18 protein-coding genes are annotated in these 19,044 nt (G+C 39.3%); 5 read left to right on the top strand and 13 right to left on the bottom strand.

The features are described from left to right. Nucleotides 1-16: 16 nt before the first annotated feature. Genes EHW90_RS02615 through EHW90_RS02600 form a run of 4 tightly spaced genes read left to right on the top strand, consistent with a single transcriptional unit; the run spans nucleotide 17 to nucleotide 3,586 of the window. Entirely contained in the window at nucleotides 17-1,228 is a 1,212-nt protein-coding gene (locus EHW90_RS02615; RefSeq protein ID WP_124951014.1) for an FprA family A-type flavoprotein, read from the top strand. Between the two features lie 53 nt (nucleotides 1,229-1,281). Further along, complete coding sequence (locus EHW90_RS02610) at nucleotides 1,282-1,977, top strand: AzlC family ABC transporter permease (protein WP_124951012.1); 696 nt, start codon at nucleotides 1,282-1,284, stop codon at nucleotides 1,975-1,977. Continuing rightward, the gene (locus tag EHW90_RS02605) at nucleotides 1,974-2,303 is read left to right on the top strand and encodes a branched-chain amino acid transporter permease (RefSeq protein ID WP_124951010.1); all 330 of its coding nucleotides are present in this window, start codon (nucleotides 1,974-1,976) and stop codon (nucleotides 2,301-2,303) included. Before EHW90_RS02610 ends, EHW90_RS02605 begins: the two co-directional genes overlap by 4 nt. A gap of 8 nt (nucleotides 2,304-2,311) precedes the next feature. Beyond that, complete coding sequence (locus EHW90_RS02600) at nucleotides 2,312-3,586, top strand: glutamate-5-semialdehyde dehydrogenase (protein ID WP_124951008.1); 1,275 nt, start codon at nucleotides 2,312-2,314, stop codon at nucleotides 3,584-3,586. A gap of 23 nt (nucleotides 3,587-3,609) precedes the next feature. On the opposite strand, the gene EHW90_RS02595 is transcribed toward EHW90_RS02600, so the two are convergent. The 8 genes from EHW90_RS02595 to glgB all read right to left on the bottom strand — a co-directional run bounded on the left by EHW90_RS02595 (nucleotide 3,610) and on the right by glgB (nucleotide 12,487). Next, the gene (locus tag EHW90_RS02595; protein WP_060930303.1) at nucleotides 3,610-4,815 is read right to left on the bottom strand and encodes an N-acetylmuramoyl-L-alanine amidase family protein; all 1,206 of its coding nucleotides are present in this window, start codon (nucleotides 4,813-4,815) and stop codon (nucleotides 3,610-3,612) included. 159 nt (nucleotides 4,816-4,974) lie between these two features. Then, on the bottom strand, nucleotides 4,975-5,541 hold the full coding sequence (locus EHW90_RS02590; protein WP_124951006.1) for a DUF1836 domain-containing protein: 567 nt from the start codon (nucleotides 5,539-5,541) through the stop codon (nucleotides 4,975-4,977). Between the two features lie 85 nt (nucleotides 5,542-5,626). Further along, nucleotides 5,627-6,829, bottom strand: coding sequence for a cofactor-independent phosphoglycerate mutase (locus EHW90_RS02585; RefSeq protein WP_124951004.1), 1,203 nt, complete (start codon nucleotides 6,827-6,829; stop codon nucleotides 5,627-5,629). Between the two features lie 15 nt (nucleotides 6,830-6,844). After that, a complete protein-coding gene (locus EHW90_RS02580; RefSeq protein WP_124951002.1) occupies nucleotides 6,845-7,600 on the bottom strand; it encodes an amino acid ABC transporter ATP-binding protein in 756 nt (251 codons plus the stop codon). Nucleotides 7,601-7,606: 6 nt separating this feature from the next. Next, nucleotides 7,607-8,257, bottom strand: a complete 651-nt coding sequence (locus tag EHW90_RS02575) for an amino acid ABC transporter permease (RefSeq protein ID WP_009446664.1) — start codon at nucleotides 8,255-8,257, stop codon at nucleotides 7,607-7,609. A gap of 66 nt (nucleotides 8,258-8,323) precedes the next feature. After that, nucleotides 8,324-9,163 carry an amino acid ABC transporter substrate-binding protein gene (locus EHW90_RS02570; protein ID WP_009446665.1) on the bottom strand — a complete coding sequence of 280 codons (840 nt, stop codon included), beginning with the start codon at nucleotides 9,161-9,163 and terminating at the stop codon, nucleotides 8,324-8,326. A 100-nt stretch (nucleotides 9,164-9,263) separates the two neighbouring features. Continuing rightward, nucleotides 9,264-10,193: a mechanosensitive ion channel family protein gene (locus EHW90_RS02565; RefSeq protein WP_124952621.1), complete on the bottom strand. Its 930-nt coding sequence runs from the start codon at nucleotides 10,191-10,193 to the stop codon at nucleotides 9,264-9,266. Between the two features lie 50 nt (nucleotides 10,194-10,243). Beyond that, nucleotides 10,244-12,487 (bottom strand): 1,4-alpha-glucan branching protein GlgB, encoded by a 2,244-nt coding sequence (gene glgB / locus EHW90_RS02560; RefSeq protein WP_124951000.1) that lies wholly within the window; start codon nucleotides 12,485-12,487, stop codon nucleotides 10,244-10,246. Nucleotides 12,488-12,781: 294 nt separating this feature from the next. Here glgB and lepB point away from each other — a divergent pair, with 294 nt between their 5' ends. Then, nucleotides 12,782-13,321 carry a signal peptidase I gene (lepB, locus tag EHW90_RS02555; RefSeq protein WP_124950998.1) on the top strand — a complete coding sequence of 180 codons (540 nt, stop codon included), beginning with the start codon at nucleotides 12,782-12,784 and terminating at the stop codon, nucleotides 13,319-13,321. A 44-nt stretch (nucleotides 13,322-13,365) separates the two neighbouring features. Here the strand turns inward: lepB and EHW90_RS02550 are convergent, their stop codons facing one another. Genes EHW90_RS02550 through polA form a run of 5 tightly spaced genes read right to left on the bottom strand, consistent with a single transcriptional unit; the run spans nucleotide 13,366 to nucleotide 19,035 of the window. Then, a complete protein-coding gene (locus EHW90_RS02550; RefSeq protein ID WP_124950996.1) occupies nucleotides 13,366-14,730 on the bottom strand; it encodes a PFL family protein in 1,365 nt (454 codons plus the stop codon). A gap of 9 nt (nucleotides 14,731-14,739) precedes the next feature. Beyond that, nucleotides 14,740-15,012 carry an ACT domain-containing protein gene (locus EHW90_RS02545; protein ID WP_242867617.1) on the bottom strand — a complete coding sequence of 91 codons (273 nt, stop codon included), beginning with the start codon at nucleotides 15,010-15,012 and terminating at the stop codon, nucleotides 14,740-14,742. Between the two features lie 24 nt (nucleotides 15,013-15,036). Beyond that, nucleotides 15,037-15,831, bottom strand: a complete 795-nt coding sequence (locus EHW90_RS02540; protein WP_124950994.1) for an MBL fold metallo-hydrolase — start codon at nucleotides 15,829-15,831, stop codon at nucleotides 15,037-15,039. A gap of 4 nt (nucleotides 15,832-15,835) precedes the next feature. Next, complete coding sequence (gene coaE / locus EHW90_RS02535) at nucleotides 15,836-16,393, bottom strand: dephospho-CoA kinase (RefSeq protein WP_060930292.1); 558 nt, start codon at nucleotides 16,391-16,393, stop codon at nucleotides 15,836-15,838. Next, on the bottom strand, nucleotides 16,393-19,035 hold the full coding sequence (gene polA, locus EHW90_RS02530) for a DNA polymerase I (protein ID WP_124950992.1): 2,643 nt from the start codon (nucleotides 19,033-19,035) through the stop codon (nucleotides 16,393-16,395). Before polA ends, coaE begins: the two co-directional genes overlap by 1 nt. Between the last annotated feature and the right edge of the window lie 9 nt (nucleotides 19,036-19,044).

The raw sequence follows: 19,044 nt of genomic DNA, 5'->3' as shown, positions 1-19,044 counted from the left end.
ATTATATGGAGGAATTATGCATCAGGAACAATGTATTAAGGACAATTTATATTATGTAGGAGCCGGCGACAGAAGACAGAGACTTTTTGAGAATGCTTATCCTATTCCTCACGGAATGTCTTACAACTCCTATCTTATATTGGATGAGAAGACAATACTCTTTGATTCCGTAGACAGATCTGTTGAGGGATTATTCTTTGAAAACCTGGAAGCAACACTTGGTGACAGACACCTTGACTACCTGGTAATAACACATATGGAACCGGACCACGCCGCAACTCTCGGCGACCTTTTGAATATGCATCCTGATATGATGATAGTAGGTAATGCAAAAATCAAGGCGATGATAGGTCAGTTCTTCGACTTTTCACTTGATCACAGATTCCATGAAGTAAAAGAAGGCGACACATTAAGTACAGGTGAGCATACATTCAAGTTCTTCTTTGCGCCGATGGTTCACTGGCCTGAGGTAATGATGGTATATGATGAGAAAATAAAGACACTTTTTTCTTCAGACGCTTTCGGCAGTTTCGGTGCACTTTCAGGAAATATTTTTGCCGACGAACTCAACTATGAGTCCGAGTGGCTTGCCGAATCGAGAAGATACTATACAAATATCGTAGGCAAGTTCGGTCTACAGGTTATGAACATTATAAAGAAGCTCTCAGGTCTTGATATTGAACTTATTTGTGCACTGCACGGTCCTATATTCAGAACAAAAGAAGATATTGAAGCTTGTATAAAGAAATATCAAACTTGGGGTTCATATACTCCTGAGGATGATGAGGTTGTAATCTACTCAGGTTCGGTATACGGACACACTGAAGAATTTGCTACCTTGCTTGCCACTCTTTTGGCACAAAGAGGTATAAGAAATACCAAGGTATATGATATTTCTTCAATTGATGTTTCATACCTTTTGTCTGAAGCATTCAGAGCAAAGGTTCTTGTATTTGCCGCTTCTTCTTACAACGGCGGTATATTCACACCTATGGAGAACTTCCTTATGGATCTTGTAGCACACAACTTCCAAAACAGAGATGTATTCGTAGTTGAGAACGGTTCTTGGGCGCTTACAGCCGGTAAGGGAATGCGTGAAATCATCGGCCAGTTAAAGAAGGTGAATATATCGGATGAAACAATCAGTATAAAGTCACTTTTAAAGAATGCACAGTATGATGAAGTAGTCGCTATGGCTGATAAGATTGTTGAGGATTTAAAGAAATAAATCAAACAGTGCATACCCGCACATGGGTATGCATTTTTATTTTTTGGAGTTATATGCAAAAACAAAATAAAATAAAGTCGGCATTTTTTGCAGCATTTCCAAATACTATACCTATTTTGGCAGGATTTTTATTTTTAGGAATTGCTTACGGCATTTATATGAATCGTTCAGGGTTTAACTTTCTTTACCCGATGTTTATGAGCTTTATAATATTTGCCGGCTCTGTAGAGTTTGCCACCGTTTCATGGTTGATTGGAAGCTTTGACCCTATAAATATATTTTTCCTCACCCTTATGATAAATGCAAGGCATCTGTTCTACGGACTGTCCATGCTTGAAAAGTACAATATACCGGGACTTAAAAAATACTATCTTATATATGGAATGTGTGATGAATCATTCTCTATCAATGCTACAGTCACTATCCCTGAAGGCGTTGACAAGGGATGGTTTATGTTCTTTGTGACCTTGTTAAATCAATTTTATTGGGTTGCCGGTGCCACCTTGGGAGGTATATTCGGAAGCTTTATACCTTTTGATTCAAAAGGTATTGAATTTGTTATGACCGCACTCTTTGTCGTAATATTTTTAGAGAATTGGCTGAAAGAAAAAAATCACATCGCTTCAATCATAGGACTGATTGTATCTTTTATTTGTCTGATTATATTCAAAGGTGCCAACTTTATAATACCGTCCATGTTGATTATATTGGCAGCTCTGACACTGCTTAGAGGAAGGTTTGGACAATGAGTACAATACAACGTATAATTATAATTGCAGTCGTGGCTATAGCGACTATGATCACAAGATTTTTACCCTTTATCGCTTTTCCCGCAAATAAGGAAACCCCAAAATATATAAAGTACCTCGGAAAGGTGCTTCCGGCTGCAGTACTTGGACTTTTAGTGGTGTACTCGCTTAAGGATGTATCCGTATTTAATGACAACCACGCAATTCCCGAAGCCATATGTATTGCGGTTACAGTTTTTCTTCATTTTTGGAAAAGACAGATGATTTTATCCATATCCGCCGGTACAATACTTTATATGGTACTGGTACAATCAATTTTTAAATAAGGAGAGTTATGAAAGAAATTGCAAAAAAAGTAAAAGCGGACTCATTTTTGCTTATGGCAAGCAGCAATGAGATGAGAAATACCTGCTTAAAAAATATTATTGAGAACCTCAAAAAAGATAAAGAACATATATTGGCGGAAAATAAGAGAGATATCGAAAATGCCCGTCTTGAAAACATCTCATCTTCCATCCTGTCAAGGCTTTTGTTTGACGAACATAAGATGGATACCGTTATAGCCGGAATCAACGACCTTATAAAGATGCCTGACCCTATCGGAAAAATCACTCTAAAAAGGGAACTTGATGAAGGATTGGTACTTACAAGAACCACCACTCCTATCGGCGTTATAGGTGTTATCTTTGAGGCAAGACCTGATGCATTGGTTCAGATTGCTTCACTTTGCATAAAGAGCGGTAATGCAGCCATACTTAAGGGCGGCAGCGAGGCTTTGCTTACAAACAGAGCTTTATTTGAAAGTATAAAAAGAGCCATCAAAGATTCAAATCTTCCCGAGCATGCACTTGTTCAGCTTGAGGCCAGAAGTGATGTAAGCGAGCTGCTTTCCTGTTATGAATATGTGGATTTGCTTATACCTAGAGGTTCAAATTCCTTTGTAAAATATATTATGGACAATACAAATATTCCTGTAATGGGACATGCTGACGGTATATGCCACACCTATGTGGATGAAGATTTTGACCTTGACAAATCTATAAGAATTTTGGTGGATGCAAAGACTCAGTATCCTTCAGCCTGCAATACCACAGAGACAATACTGGTTCACAAAAATGCTGTAGATAAGCTTTTCCCAAGATTAAATAAAGCATTTAACGATGCTAGGATCAAAGTATTTGCACATAAGAATATCATAGATAAATTTGATAATGCCGTACCTGCTACAGACAACTCTTTTCATACGGAGTACCTTGAAAAGACTGTCAATGTAAAGACGGTTGACGACATTGATGAGGCGATAAATCATATCAATACTTACGGCTCACATCATACCGACGCCATACTCACAAATATAGATTCAAATGCGGACTATTTTATGAACAGAGTCGACTCGGCAAATGTATACAAAAACTGCTCAACCAGATTTGCAGACGGTTTCAGATACGGTTTCGGTGCCGAGGTCGGAATCAGTACAGGAAAACTCCATGCAAGAGGACCTGTAGGCCTTGAAGGACTTTGCACCTACAAGTATAAGCTTTACGGCAACGGCGATATTGTAGCCGACTATGCAGACGGTAAAAAAGAATTTCATTTCAAAGATTTATAAAAAACGGGGCTTTCGCCCCGTTTTTATCTTATCCAGGCACCGTTTGCGCCCAGTCTGAATGAATCAATTGTGGTGTTTGTAGCCATAAATCCCGAACCCGGATAGAAATAATACCAGTTTCCGCTAATCTGTGTCCACTTCTCACACATAGCACCGTTACTGTCCAAATAATAGTACTTGCCGTCACTGCTGTGAAGCCATGTGTTGCTTAACATCTTACCTCTCGGCACCTCGGCATTTAAGTAATACCACTTACCGTTTGACTGCTGCCATCCCATAGTCATCTGACCTGATGAGTTCAAATAGTAGTACTCACCGTCTCTCTTTTGCCAACCTGTAAGCATTCTGCCCGTGTCGTCAAAAAGATACCACTTATCTCCTATATATTCCCAACCGTTTGTCTTAAGACTTCCGTCAGGGAATCTGAAGTACCATGTATCACCCGACTTGTTCCAGCCTACATTGTTTCCGACACCGTTTCCACCCTGGTTTGAAGAGTTGTTATTGCCCTTTGATACATTGCTCTCATCCAGATAAAACTCATCTGAAGTCACCCAGTCCGAACTTCTGCCGTAGTCGTCACCATGACTTACTGTTCTGATTTTAAACTTATATGTACCTTTTTGTGTCATATCGTTTCTAAAGCTGTAGCTGTTACCCTTATAATTTTCCACCTTGGTAACCTGTGTGCTTCCGCGAAGCAGTATCAACTCGTAATATCCTGAAGTTCCCGAAGGCTCATCCCACTTGGCAATACCGATACCGCTGTCCTTCCACTCCACATCCTCAGGCTGCTCATATGTGCCCTTTATAGGATTTAACTTAACGGCCACCACCAAGTCACCGTCTTTTTTTGAAGATGAAAGATACTTACCTCCGGTAACGCTTATATTGGATGATGAATAAGTCCCCTTAAAGGAATAATCGCTTGCAGGCTCAAGTGTAATCTTAAGCTTTATCTCATCTCCTATATTAAGACGCTTCTTTCCGCTTGTAATCTCCGCATCCACCACATTGAACCTGTCCGATGCGGTGTATACATTGATATCTCCGCCTGAATTTCCTCCGTAGTTGATACTGAGTGTGTCCGTATTGTCTCCTATATCCAAATCCGTATTTACTTTTATTCCAACTGAACTGATGGTCTTATTCGCCGCATATACAGGCATCGCCGCAAATGAGCATACTAAGACCGTCCCGAAAATCGCCAATTTCTTAGCTAACCTCATACATTCCTCCTTATATTTTCACAGCCTTGCTGTCTTTATACTCTAAGTATATTTAATTTAAGGTCTCATGTATAGTTAAAATTTTCTTACTAATTCATATCTTTTATATGTTATTTTTATATAAGTATGTATAGAAACAAAGATATTTTGACGTTTACATTATAATTTATTCAAAATATACTCAATAAGATGTTGTTTAAAATATACTTCTAATACAATATCTGATAAAAATGTAAATAACTCAACACTTTCGCTGTTAAAGTCTTTTGACTTTTTCTTTGCAGACTCAAGCCTGTCCTTTAAGTCTGAGATAATCGCATCTTTTTTATCCGACTCCATACTTACCAAAATATCATACAGCCTTGAAAGTGAGCCGTCCTCCTTTTTAAAACTGTCATATACACTTAGGTCACACAGACTCTTTATATCGGCAAATGAAAGCACATTTTTATAAAAATATATAAGGATAAGCAGCATCACATGGTTCTTTGTATACTTTTTCTTATCTGAAGGCGGCAAAAGCTTATTCTTGGTATAGTTGTTGATCATAGTCTTTGTAAGAAGCTTATCATCCTCCTCTTTTTTAAAACTTGTCAGCTTCTCATCTATAAAACTTGTCATCTGATCCATATACAGCGATATATCCGGAATATCCTCAGACTTTACAATATCAAGCTTTTCAAAATGCTTTATCATATCATTTATAATTTCAATATTAGTTTTCATAACATCAGTATATAGTATTAAAAACCATATATCAAGGGCAAATAAAAGTCTGCATATCCGTAAATCCCGGATTGCAGACCTGTGATTATAATGTATTGTTTATAAACTTTGACAGTAAAGTGTACCCGTCTTCTATAAATATTCCGCCTTTAGCCGCATTCTTTTCACTGTATACCTCGACACTTCCCTTCTCAGCATTTGATCTGTAGATTTTAAAAGGAATAGGATCGGATGAGTGAGTTTTGGTCTCAATAGGTGTAGGGTGATCCGGCATTATAAGCATTGCAAAATCCTCACCGGCATCTCTTAACTCCTTACAAAGCGGGCCAACTATATTCTTATCAATTCTTTCAACCGCCAAAATTTTACCCTCTATATCACCGTGATGTCCACATTCATCAGGTCCTTCAAGGTGAATATATACAAAGTCGTTGCCGTCCTTTAACAATGTCTTTTTTGCGGCCTCAAGCTTTCCCTTATAGTTGGTATCAAGTGTACCTGTCGCACCTTCAACATCAATGCTTTCCATACCGGCACTGATTCCTATACCCTTTATAAGGTCAACGGCGGAAATTACAGCGCCTTTCAGCCCTGTCTTTTTATAGAAGTTTTCTATCCTAGGCTTGGTACCTTCACCCCAAAGCCATATGGAGTTTGCAGGGTTCTTACCTTCTTTTATTCTTTTTGTATTTACAGGATGATTTTTTAATATATCATAGCTTCTTTCCATAAGATTAAAAATCTTATCATTATTCGGCAGATACTCTCCTACAACTCTGTCTGATATATCATGCGGAGGTGTAAGGTTAAGGCCTGTCTGACCTTTATCCCAGATGAGGCAGTGTCTGTATGAGATTCCCGGATAAAATTTAAACTCGCTGTCTCCAAGCGCTTCTTCTACAGCCTTTATAAGCTCCTTTGCCTCATCTGTTGATATTTCTCCTGCAGAGTAGTCAATCATCTTTCTTTTTTTAATATCCTCTTCATCTGAAAGTGTAACAAGGTTACACCTGATTGCCACATCACTGTCTTTCATCTTTATTCCGATACTTACAGCCTCAAGCGGAGAACGCCCTGTATAGCACTCCAAAGGGTTATATCCCATTACTGCAAGGTTGGCTACATCACTGCCGGGCTTCAGTGTGTCAGGCACTGTTTTTACCATACCCATAATGCCCTTTAAGCCGTCAATATTGGGCTTCTTTGCCACATCAAGTATTGTCTTATTGCCAAGCTCCTTTATATCTCTGTCGGCCATTCCGTCGCCAAGTACCACTATATATTTCATATCTTCACCTTCCGTCTATTTGTTTAATGCCCCTATAAAGTTCTTTGTCTTTTCATTGTCCGATGCAAATACCACATCCGGAGTCCCGGATTCCACTATAACACCGCCCGACATGAAAATAACCTTATCTGAAATTTCTTTTGCAAAAGCCATCTCATGAGTTACTATGACCATTGCAATATTCAGATCCGATAAAGACTTTATAACCTTTAAAACCTCTCCTGTCAACTCCGGGTCAAGCGCCGAGGTAGGTTCGTCAAAAAACAAAATCTTCGGATTGAGCGCCAATGCTCTGGCTATTGCCACTCTCTGTGACTGTCCGCCTGAAAGCTGATACGGGTAAGCATCGGCTCTGTCTGAAAGCCCCATTTTCTTAAGCAGTTCAAAAGCCTCTTTTTTCACACTTGCTTTATCTCTTTTTTGTACTCTTATAGGCGCGTCACAGATATTTTGCAACACATTCATATGTGGGAAGAGATTGAAGTTTTGAAATACAAGCCCGAAACGCTCTGAAATCTTTTTCAAAGTTGCAGGACTTTCATAAACAGATTTTCCTGACACACTTTTACATACCGGATTTCCACTGTAGCTAAGTTCACCGTCATCCATACTTTCAAGCAGTGTGGCACAGCGCAACAGTGTAGACTTACCTGAACCTGAAGGACCTATAATACTTAAAATCTCACCTTCACCGACTTCCAGTGAAATATCCTTTAATATCTCCACGCCGTCAAAGGACTTTTTTACCGACTTCATACTTAATAATGACATAATCACCTACTTATAATATTCCAATTTCTTCTCAATAAACTCCATTACAAATGCAACGATACCGTTAAATATATAATAAAACAATGCCGCACATACAAAAGGATACATACTTGTCGTACTGCTTGCCAATGCCTTTGCCATAGTGAACATCTCCGCTACACTTATTGTAAATGCAAGTGAAGTATCCTTTACCAAGGTTATTACCTCATTGGTTACGGAAGGCAATATTCTCTTTATGACCTGCGGCAATATGATAACAAAGAATGTCTGAGATTTACTATATCCCAATATTTTTGCAGCTTCATACTGTCCGGCAGGCATTGACTGGATTCCGCTTCTGTATATCTCCGCAAAGTAAGCGGCATAGTTTATTACAAAACCTATTATGGTAGCCACCATACGATAGCTTCCCGAAATTGATACTCCGAAGATATAATAAGGTCCGAAATATACCACCATAAGCTGTAACATAAGCGGTGTACCGCGCATTATAGATATATAAATCTTACACAGATAAGATACTGTTTTTATTTTGCTCATTCTTCCAAATGCAACCAAAAGTCCAAGCGGAAGCGAAAATATCAATGTGACCAGGAATATCTGTATACTTACAAGCATACCCGGTGCAAGCTTTGCTGCAATATTAAGAATATTCATAAATTCTCCTATAAGATATATTGTGCATAAAAAACGCCGGCAGATGAACTGTCAGCGTCTCTTACATTACTCTAAAGTAGTAACATCCTTACCAAACCACTTCTCTGAAATAGTCTTCAAGCTTCCGTCAGCTTTCATCTCATCAAGCTTTGCCTGAACTTCATCTCTCAAAGCCTCATTACCGAGCTTAAATCCTACACCGTACTCTTCACTTGCAAGCGGTGTATCAAGCACTGTAAAGCTGTTTCCGCCTCTTTTTGTAATCTGATAGTTTGCTACCACACTGTCCATTGCTATAGCATCAACACCGCCCATATCAAGGTCCATAAATCCGGTGTTGTAATCAGCTACAGTCTGAAGGCTTCCAAATGTCTTTACCATATCAGGGTCTTCTTTTAATGCGGCCTCTGCTGAAGAATCTGTCTGTACTTCAACCTTCTTACCTGCAAGATCCTCTATTGAATCTATACCCGAATCGGATTTTACTACAAATACCTGATCGTTTTTCATATACGGCTTTGACCATGTATACTTATCTTCTCTTCCCTGTATACTGAAGCCGTTCCAAATACAGTCTATAGTGCCTGATGAAAGCTCCATATCCTTTGCATCCCAAGCTATAGGCTGATACTTTATCTCCTTGCCCATTCTCTTTGCAACCTCGGCAGCCACTTCAAGGTCAAATCCTGTAAACTGTCCGTCATCTCCTACAAATCCCATCGGAGGAAAGTCCTGATCAAATCCTACAGTAAAAGTATTCTTACTGTCTGTTTTCACTGCTTCGCTGCTCTCGCTTGCAGTTTTACTTGTTTCTGCAGATGCAGATGTGCTCTCGGTTGTCTTTGCATTAGAACAACCTGCCAACATAAGTGCCGCCAATACTCCAAACAAATAAATTTTCTTCATAATACACCTCATTACTTTCTTTGCTTTGTTGCTTTGTCTTAACGCTTTCTTATGGTAGCACACTAAAGTGTATCTGTCAACACTTTATTTCTCTACTATGCTAAAGTAATTCTGCTTTGTTCTGATTTGTAGATCCCTTTGATTCATTTATATGTACTTCGAGCTGGTCATAAGGTATCTCGATGCCGTTTTTATCAAACTTTATCTTGATTTCTTCGACTATTGCCCACTTTGCAGTCAAATAGTCTCCTGTCTTACACCATGCCATACCGCCAAGCATAACGGCGGAAGACGCCAAATCGTCCACATACGAAACTATATCATTGTTCTTAAGTATCAATCCGTTTTCATCAAATGCTTCTTTTATAAGCTTTTTTGCTTTTCTGATATCGGTGTTATATGATACTCCCACTTTTATATCTATTCGCCTGATATCGTTTGCTGTAACATTGGTGATGACATCATTTGCCAACGCGCCGTTGGGTATGGATATTCTTTTGTTGTCCGGTGTCAAAAGCACCGTATATATTATACCTATAGTATCTACAATACCCTCAGCCTTCGGAGTAATGATATAATCACCTCTGCTGAAGGGGTGACTGAAAAGAATAATCATTCCTCCGGCAAAGTTACTTAAGCTTCCCTGCCATGCCAAACCTATCGCAACACCTGCAGAACCCAGTATTGCCACTATGGATGCACTGCTTATACCGATTCTTTCCGCCAGTCCCAGTGCAACCAAGGCATATAGTGCCACTTTCAGCGTAGACAGCAAAAATCTCCTTACAGCTATATCAATATTTATCCTTTTTAAGAACTTATCAAGCATATTTGATAAAAGTCTGATCACTTGACTTGCTATAAGTAATGTAATAATCACTATCACTATGTCATATGCCAGTGCAAGGAAGAAAGGATAGAGTTTCTTTAAGGTTTCCATCATCACACTCGGCTTAAGCTTTTGAATATCATTGGCGACAGATTCCGCCACATCACTTTCCGATATACTCGGCAAGCCGGAATCAGTCACGCTTGTCAGACAAATCCCGGCTCTACATAATTTAAAAATATTAAAAATCACTATTTATCCCACTTGAATACTACCATTGCCATTTGAGGAACTTTAATCTTAAGGGAGTTTTCTCTTCCGTCCACTTTTTTCTTAACGGACTTTTTCGCTCTCTTATTTCCTACTCCGCTTCCGCCAAACTTCTTATCATCCGAGTTGAAAATCTCCGTATAAGTACCCTTATAAGGAACTCCTATTTCTCTTTCATATACTACCGGTGTGAAATTGCATACCACTACCAATGTATCCTCTTCTTTTTGTGTCTTTCTGAGGAATACTACAATTGTCTCATCTTTTGAGGTACAGTTTATCCACTCAAATCCGTCAGGATTGTAGTCAAGCTTATAAAGTGCAGGATAATCCAGATAAAGCTTATTGAGTGCCTTTGAGTATCTTTGCATCTTCTTGTGATTTTCATACTCAAGCAGATCCCACTCAAGTGACACGTCCTCATTCCACTCATTCATCTGTCCGAACTCCTGTCCCATGAACAGAAGCTTCTTTCCCGGATGTGTCATCATAAATCCGTATGCAACTCTCAGATTGTTGAACTTCTCCTCCTGAGTTGCACCCGGCATCTTTCCTGCAAGAGTCGCCTTACCGTGTACCACCTCATCATGGCTGAGTACCAAAATAAAGTTTTCGCTGTATGCATAGAGTAATGAGAATGTAAGTCCGTTGTAGTCTCCGCTTCTAAAATAAGGGTCAAGCTTCATAAACTCAAGGAAGTCATTCATCCAACCCATATTCCACTTGTAGTCAAATCCAAGTCCGCCGTCCTTTAAATCACCTGTAATCTTCGGCCATGCCGTAGACTCCTCGGCAATCAAAAGACTTGAAGGATGTTTTTTCTTATATATTGAATTAAGATGCTTCAAAAACTCTATTGCATCCAAATTTTCATTTCCGCCGTATATATTCGGCAACCACTCTCCGGCATTCTTGCCGTAGTCAAGGTAGAGCATGGAAGCCACCGCATCCATTCTGATACCGTCCACATGGTACTTTTCAGCCCAGAAAAGTGCGTTTGCAATAAGGAAGTTGCTCACCTGCGGTCTTGCATAGTTGTATATCAAAGTGCCCCAGTGAGGATGTGAACCTCTTCTTGGATCCGGATGCTCATATACATGACTGCCGTCAAAGCAGCCCAGTCCGTGCAAATCTCTTGGGAAATGTGCCGGAACCCAGTCAAGTATTACACCGATATTCTTTTTATGCATATAGTTCATAAAATACATAAAGTCATCCGGTGTACCGTATCTGCTTGTAGGACTGTAATATCCTGTAACCTGATATCCCCAGCTTCCGTCAAGAGGATGTTCCATAATCGGCATAAGCTCTATATGTGTATAGTTCATCTTCTTCACATAGGTGGCAAGCTTCGGCGCTATCTCACGGTAGTTATAGAATACCGAACCGTTTACCTCTTCACCGTCTTCACCATACTGCATCTCTTTTCTTATCCATGAGCCGAGATGCAATTCATATATATTCATTGCAGGAGATTTATCAGTCTCTGTGGACTGGAATACATCTCTGTTCTTCATCCAGTCCTCATCACTCCATTCAAATCCTGAAATGTCTGCCACTATGCTTGCAGTATTCGGACGGAGTTCTGAATAGAAAGCATACGGATCCGCTTTCAACATCGGCTCTCCCTTCATGGTTTTTATTTCAAACTTATAAAGGTCTCCGGCTTTCAACCCCGGTATGAACAGTTCATATACTCCGAAGTCTCCAAGCTTGTTCATCTGATGCCTTCTGCCGTCCCACAGGTTAAAATCACCTACTACGGACACTCTCATAGCTTCAGGCGCCCAAACCGAGAAATTTACACCTTCCACTCCTGAAAGTGTCATAGGCTTTGCACCCATTTTTTCATAAATTTCGTAGTTTATTCCCGCCTCAAACTTTGACAAATCTTCCTCTGTATAAATACTGTCAAAGGAATACGGATCATAGATTGTCTGCACACTATCATTATCATATGTCACTATAAACTGATACTTAAACTCCTTGCTTCTACCTACAAGACATGCAAAAAATCCCACTTCATCCGCACATTCCATAGCAACAGGATTTTTATTGCCGTCAATCAACAATTCAACACTCTTTGCATGAGGTATAAAAGTCTGAACCAAAAAACCGTTTTCCACCTTATGTGAACCAAGAATCTTTTTCGGTCTGTCACATTCAGAATAAGCGATTTCTTCTATTGCTGCCCAATCCATCAAATCATATAAATTCTTATCCATAGCCTAACCTTTCTTCCTACAATATGAGTAATAGTTCAGATAAGATACTGCCGCTTATCCTCTCCATAACATTTATATAGATTATACTATTCTTTTGCCAAAGTTAAAAGCAAATGTTATAAGCTACTCAATATAAATGTGATTATTATCATATAATATTTTATACTTGCGTTTTTAAAAAAATGTTTATTACTATTTTCATAATTATATTATCATTTGGTTGTATTCTACTTTTAATTAGCGTAAAATAGTAGAGGTTTTAAAAACTATGTTAAAAACGGATTGGAGAAGATAATGAATAAGAATTCAGATTTTGATGTTGTAAAAGAAATCTTCAGTTGGATTTCCATAATAGTGGTGGCTGCCGTAATAGCGCTGGTTCTGAACCTCTTTATTATAGCAAACTCAAGAGTTCCTTCAGCATCTATGGAGAACACAATAATGACAGGTGACAGAGTGGTCGGCTTCAGACTTACATATCTTTTCCAGGAGCCCAAGCGCGGTGATGTTATAATATTCAAGTTCCCTGACGATGAGAGTCTTTACTATGTGAAGAGAATTATCGGTGAGCCGGGAGATGTCATTGACATAAAGGACGGCAAGATATATTTGAATAATTCAGAGACTCCGCTTGAAGAAGACTATATAAAAGAGCCTATGATTCCTGAGGCGCCGATGCACTTTGAAGTACCTGAAGACTCATACTTCTGTATGGGAGACAACAGGAACAATTCCGCGGACTCAAGGCGTTGGGTTCACCCTTTTGTACACAAGGATAAGATAATCGCAAAGGTAATCTTCCGCTACTTCCCGGGATTTAAGATGATAAAGTAAAACAAAGGCTGTTGCACTTTTTGATGCAACAGCCTTTATTTATATCAGTTCTTAAAACTGTGTATAGGAGCAGGTATTCTGCCTCCTCTGTTTACAAATTTCTCACATGAAAAACCGTTTACAGGCATTATCGGAGCGTATCCCAAAAGTCCTCCGAACTCTACCACTTCTCCCTCTTTCTTTCCGATAACGGGGATTACTCTGACAGCGGTAGTCTTTTGATTTATCATTCCTATAGCGGCCTCATCGGCAATGATTCCCGCAATAGTCTCTTCAGAAGTATCTCCCGGTATTGCAATCATATCAAGACCTACTGAACAAACACAGGTCATCGCTTCAAGCTTTTCTAAAGTCAAAGCACCGGCATTCACCGCGTCAATCATGCCCTGATCCTCAGAAACAGGTATAAACGCACCTGAGAGTCCTCCTACATATGAAGAAGCCATTACACCGCCCTTTTTGACCTGATCGTTTAAAAGTGCAAGTGCGGCTGTGGTTCCTGGTGCTCCCACTCTCTCAAGACCTATCTCCTGTAAGATTTCAGCTACCGAATCACCTACCGAAGGAGTAGGTGCAAGTGAAAGGTCGATGATTCCGAAAGGTATACCGAGCCTTTTTGAAGCCTCTCTTGCCACAAGCTGTCCGACTCTGGTTATCTTAAATGCGGTCTTTTTTATAGTCTCACAAAGTACCTCAAAGTCCTTGTCTCTGGCTTGCTTAAGAGCTGCTCTTACTACACCCGGTCCGCTGACTCCTACATTTATAACTGCATCCGCCTCGGTTACACCGTGGAATGCACCCGCCATAAAAGGATTGTCATCGGGAGCATTGCAAAATACCACAAGCTTTGCACAGCCGATAGAATCTCTGTCCGCTGTAATCTTTGCGGTTTCTTTTACTATTTTACCCATAAGTCTGACAGCATCCATGTTAAGCCCTGTCTTTGTAGAACCTAAGTTTACTGAGCTGCATACAAAATCGGTCTCATTAAGTGCCTGCGGTATTGACTCCATCAAAAGTCTGTCCGCCGCCGTTATTCCCTTTGATACTACAGCCGAATACCCTCCGAGGAAGTTTACGCCTGTATCCTTTGCCGCTTTATCAAGAGTCTTTGCTATCTGAACAAAGTCATTCACACTCTTACAGGCACTGCCGCCGATTAAAGCTATAGGAGTAACGGATATTCTTTTATTTACAATAGGCACACCGAAATCTCTTGAGATATCATCTCCCACCTTTACAAGATTCTTTGCCACCCTTGTAATTTTATTATAAATATTGTCACAAAGTTTATTGAGGTCTGTATCAATACAGTCCAGTAAGCTTATACCGATCGTAATAGTTCTGACATCCAACAGATCTTTGTCTATCATGTTGTTGGTCTCTATTACTTCAAACATATCAAACATAGTTTCCTCCTAGAGTCTGTGCATTGATTCAAAAATTTCTTCTTTTTGCGCCTTTATCTTTACCCCGATACCGTCCCCAAGAGCATCCAAATCTTCCACTGTTTTTTCAAAGTCCACACTTGCATTTTCCATATCTGTAATCATCATCATATTAAAGTAGCCGCTTACTATGGTCTGTGATATATCAAGTATATTTATCTTATTCTCGGCCAGATATGTACATACCTTTGCTATAATACCTACTGTATCCTTACCTACTACAGTTATTATTACCTTGTTCATAAACTTCTCCATTTCTAAATATCACTACACGTAGCAAATCTCTGAGAGTGCATCTCTTTTTGCCACTTCTATATCAAAATCCTTAGGATTGTATGGTCTGTCGTCTGCAAAAATTTCAAACCTCACACTTTCAAGTGCAAGCTCGGGAAGATTGTTCTTATCCGACAAATGCCCCAAGAAAATCTTTTTTATCTTATCATTTAATATCTCACATATCAACTTACCTGAATTCTCATTTGAAAGATGTCCCTTATTACTTAGGATTCTCCTCTTAAGTTCATAAGGGTACGGACCTGTCTCAAGCATTCTGATATCGTGGTTTGCCTCTACAAGCAGTGCGTCAAGATCTGAAAGATTTTTTACAATATCCTTTGTATATCTCCCAAGGTCTGTAGCCACAGCCATCTTTTTATCGCCACATTCCACTCTGTATCCGAACGGCTCGTTTGCATCGTGGTCAATATCAAACGCTTTTATATTGAGGTCTCCCAATATAATGTTATTCTTCGAATCAATAATATTAAAATAATCTGAAATTCTTGAGTATTTGTCTCTGTCTTTCAAATACTCAAGTGTACCCCTTGATGCAAAAACAGGTATCTCATTTTTTCTTACAAATACTTCAAGTCCCGCTATATGGTCACTGTGCTCATGTGTCAAAAAAACTCCGGAGATATCCTTGCCGCAAAGCCCAAGTTCATTTAACCTTGTTTCTATTTTCTTATTTGATATACCGGCATCTACCAAGATATGCGTCTTTTCACTGCCGATATATGTGGAATTTCCGTCGCTACCGCTTGCCAAGCTTACCAGTCTCAAAGTGTCACCTCAAAGCCTCTCTTATATTTTTCTCTAATTCAGACCTGTCTCCGTTATTTTTTATAATCTTGTCGGCAATAGACTCAAAATCAGATTCTTTTGGCTGTTTTGAGATTATTGTCTCTATCCTTTCTCTGCTTAAACCTCTTGATAACATCAGTCTTTTTATTCTTACCTCCATATCTGTATACAGATACCAGACAGAATCATAGAAGTTTTCATCAGGCATAAGCGCCTGCTCAACTACATTCAACCTGTTATCTAAAAGTCTTTTTTTAATTTCAGCATTTACTAACGGATGTATTATTTCATCTACTTTGCGTAGTTTGTCTTTATCATAGTAAAGTATATCACCTAATTTTTTTCTATCAATATCTTTTTTATCATCCAGTATAGTATCGCCGAATAAAGACTTTAGGGCAGTGTATCCTGCCCTATCCTTTTCATACAAAAAATGTGCCACCTTATCGGCCTCAATAATATTTGCATTATGTTCTTCTTTAAGTATCTTTAAAGCTTCACTTTTACCTGAACCTATACCTCCCAAAAGCAAAATATTCATTACTTTGCCTCCAGCCATGTCTTGCCGATATGTGCGTCCACCTCAAGCGGCACCTTAAGGCTTACCGCCTCTCTCATTGACTTTTCAACAAGTTCTTTTACCTTGTCGGCCTCATCTTCTCTTACTTCCACCAAAAGCTCATCGTGGATTTGAAGTACAATATCCGCATCATATCCGCTCTTATTAAGCGCCTCATCCACCTTTATCATAGCAATCTTCATAATATCAGCCGCACTTCCCTGTATCGGTGAGTTCATCGCCACTCTGTCACCGAATGATCTTGTCATAAAGTTTGAGCTTTTTATCTCAGGTATAGGCCTTATTCTGCCAAACATAGTCTTTACATAGCCTTTTTCCTTGGCATCAGCCACCTGCTTATCTAAAAATTTCTTTACGCCTTCATAGATTTTAAAATAATTGTTGATATAATCAAGCGCCTCTTTTCTTGAAATGCTTAAGTCCTCAGACAGTCCGAAAGCCGATATACCGTAGACAACTCCGAAGTTTACAGCCTTTGCGTTTCTTCTAAGTTCAGGTGTCACCTCATCAAGCGGCACATGAAATACCTTTGAAGCCGTAGCCGCATGAATATCTGTTGCCATATGGTAGCTTTCTATAAGCTTTTCATCTCCCGACATCGAAGCCAGAACTCTAAGTTCTATCTGTGAGTAGTCCGCATCCACAAATACATAGCCCTCTTTAGGTACAAAGATATCTCTTATTTTGCTTCCCATCTCCGTTCTTACAGGAATATTTTGCAGATTCGGATCTGTGGATGAGATTCTTCCTGTGGCGGTTATTGTCTGATTGAATGTACCGTGTATACGTCCGTCATCTCTTATATAGCCTGCCAGCCCTGTAGCATAAGTGGAATTAAGCTTTGTAAGCTGACGATATTCAAGTATATCTCTTATTATCTCATGCTCCGGTGCAAGCTTTTCAAGCACATCAGCCGCTGTGGAATATCCCGTCTTTGTCTTTTTTCCGCCTGAGAGCTTTAATTTGCCGAAAAGTATCTCTCCAAGCTGCTTCGGAGAATTTATATTGAAGCTCTCTCCTGCCTTATCTGTAATACTTGCTTCAAGCTTTGATATCTTTTCAAGAAGTGTATCCGCATAAGCTTTTAACCTCTTTTCATCCACCCTTACTCCGGTGTTTTCCATCTTGGCAAGAGAATATATCAGCGGCATCTCCACATCTTCATACAATTTTGTAAGCTCAAGTTCATTAAGCTTTTTAAGTAAACTGTCACTTGCAAAAAGTGCCACGTGGCTTTCACTTGCAAAGTACTTTTTCGCCTTTTCATCATTGAACCTTAATACTTCACCAAGCTTTGATTTTCCGATCATTTCAGCCTTTGAAGAAACACTGCTTCCCATATAGTCTCTTGCAATATCTTCCACAAAATAGCTGTCCTTAAGCGGATTGATAAGATATGCCGCCACAGACAAATCATAAAAATTCTTTGCAAGTTTCATATCCTTTACCTGCTTTATAAGAGGCTTGAGTGAAAGTATATATTTTTTGGCATCCAGACAGATAATCCGCTCCAAAATATCATCAATTCCCTCAATGTCTTTTATAAGATATGTCCTGTTATCCAAGGTAATTGAAATTGCATAAAGTTCGCTTACTGTATAGCTCTTTATAACGCTCTCATCCAAACATATGGCTATACCGAACTCCTTTGCAGATTTTAATTTCTCATAAAGAGTGTTCCAATCATTCAAATCTGTAATATCACTTATATCAAGCTCTATACTTGCGGCAGTTTCCATATTCTCATATCTTTTTAAGAACGACTTAAACTCCAATTTGTTAATCCATTCAAGACTTTCTTTTGTATACAGATTTCCGACCGCCATATCTGAAATATCGGTATCTATTGGAGCGTCTGTGACTATCGTAACAAGCATCTTTGAAAACTTGGCTTCTTCAATATTTTCTGCCAGTGCCTTTGACGCTCTCGGAGGCTTAAGCTCATTCACATGCTCGATTGCATTTTCTATAGAGTGGTACTCCTGTATTATCTTTGTAGCCGTCTTTTCACCTATTGAAGGCACTCCCGGAACATTGTCGGAGGTATCTCCCATCAGAGCCTTCACATCTATAAACTCTTTCGGTGTCACACCGTACTCACTTATCACATCCTCGGGAAGGTAATCGTGAACTGTAGTAACTCCCTTTGATGTCTTTGGAATTCTTATCTTTATATGCTTATCGGAAAGCTGCAAAAGGTCTCTGTCTCCCGATATTATACTGACAAAGACATCGTCACTTTGATATCTCTTTGCAATAGTTCCTATTATATCGTCCGCCTCATAGCCTTCCTTTGTAAGGATCGGTATATTCATGGATGAAAGCACATCCTTTATAAGCGGAACCTGCTCTCTAAGTTCGTCAGGCATCGACTTTCTTGTGCCTTTATATTCTGCATATGCCTTATGTCTAAATGTGGGTGCAGACAAGTCAAAAGCGACTGCTATATAATCAGCCGCTTCCTCGTCCAAAATCTTGAACATAATATTCAAAAAACCGTAAACGGCATTCGTATGCAGTCCCTGTGAGTTTGAAAGCTCAGGTACTCCGTAGAATGCTCTGTTTAAAATGCTATGTCCGTCTATCAGAACTAATTTCTTCATATATCTCCT

The organism is Lachnoanaerobaculum orale (assembly GCF_003862485.1).
Classification (GTDB): Bacteria; Bacillota; Clostridia; order Lachnospirales; family Lachnospiraceae; genus Lachnoanaerobaculum; species Lachnoanaerobaculum orale.
The sequence above is the reverse complement of the archived record's forward strand: the minus strand, read 5'-3'. Positions and strand labels throughout refer to the sequence as shown.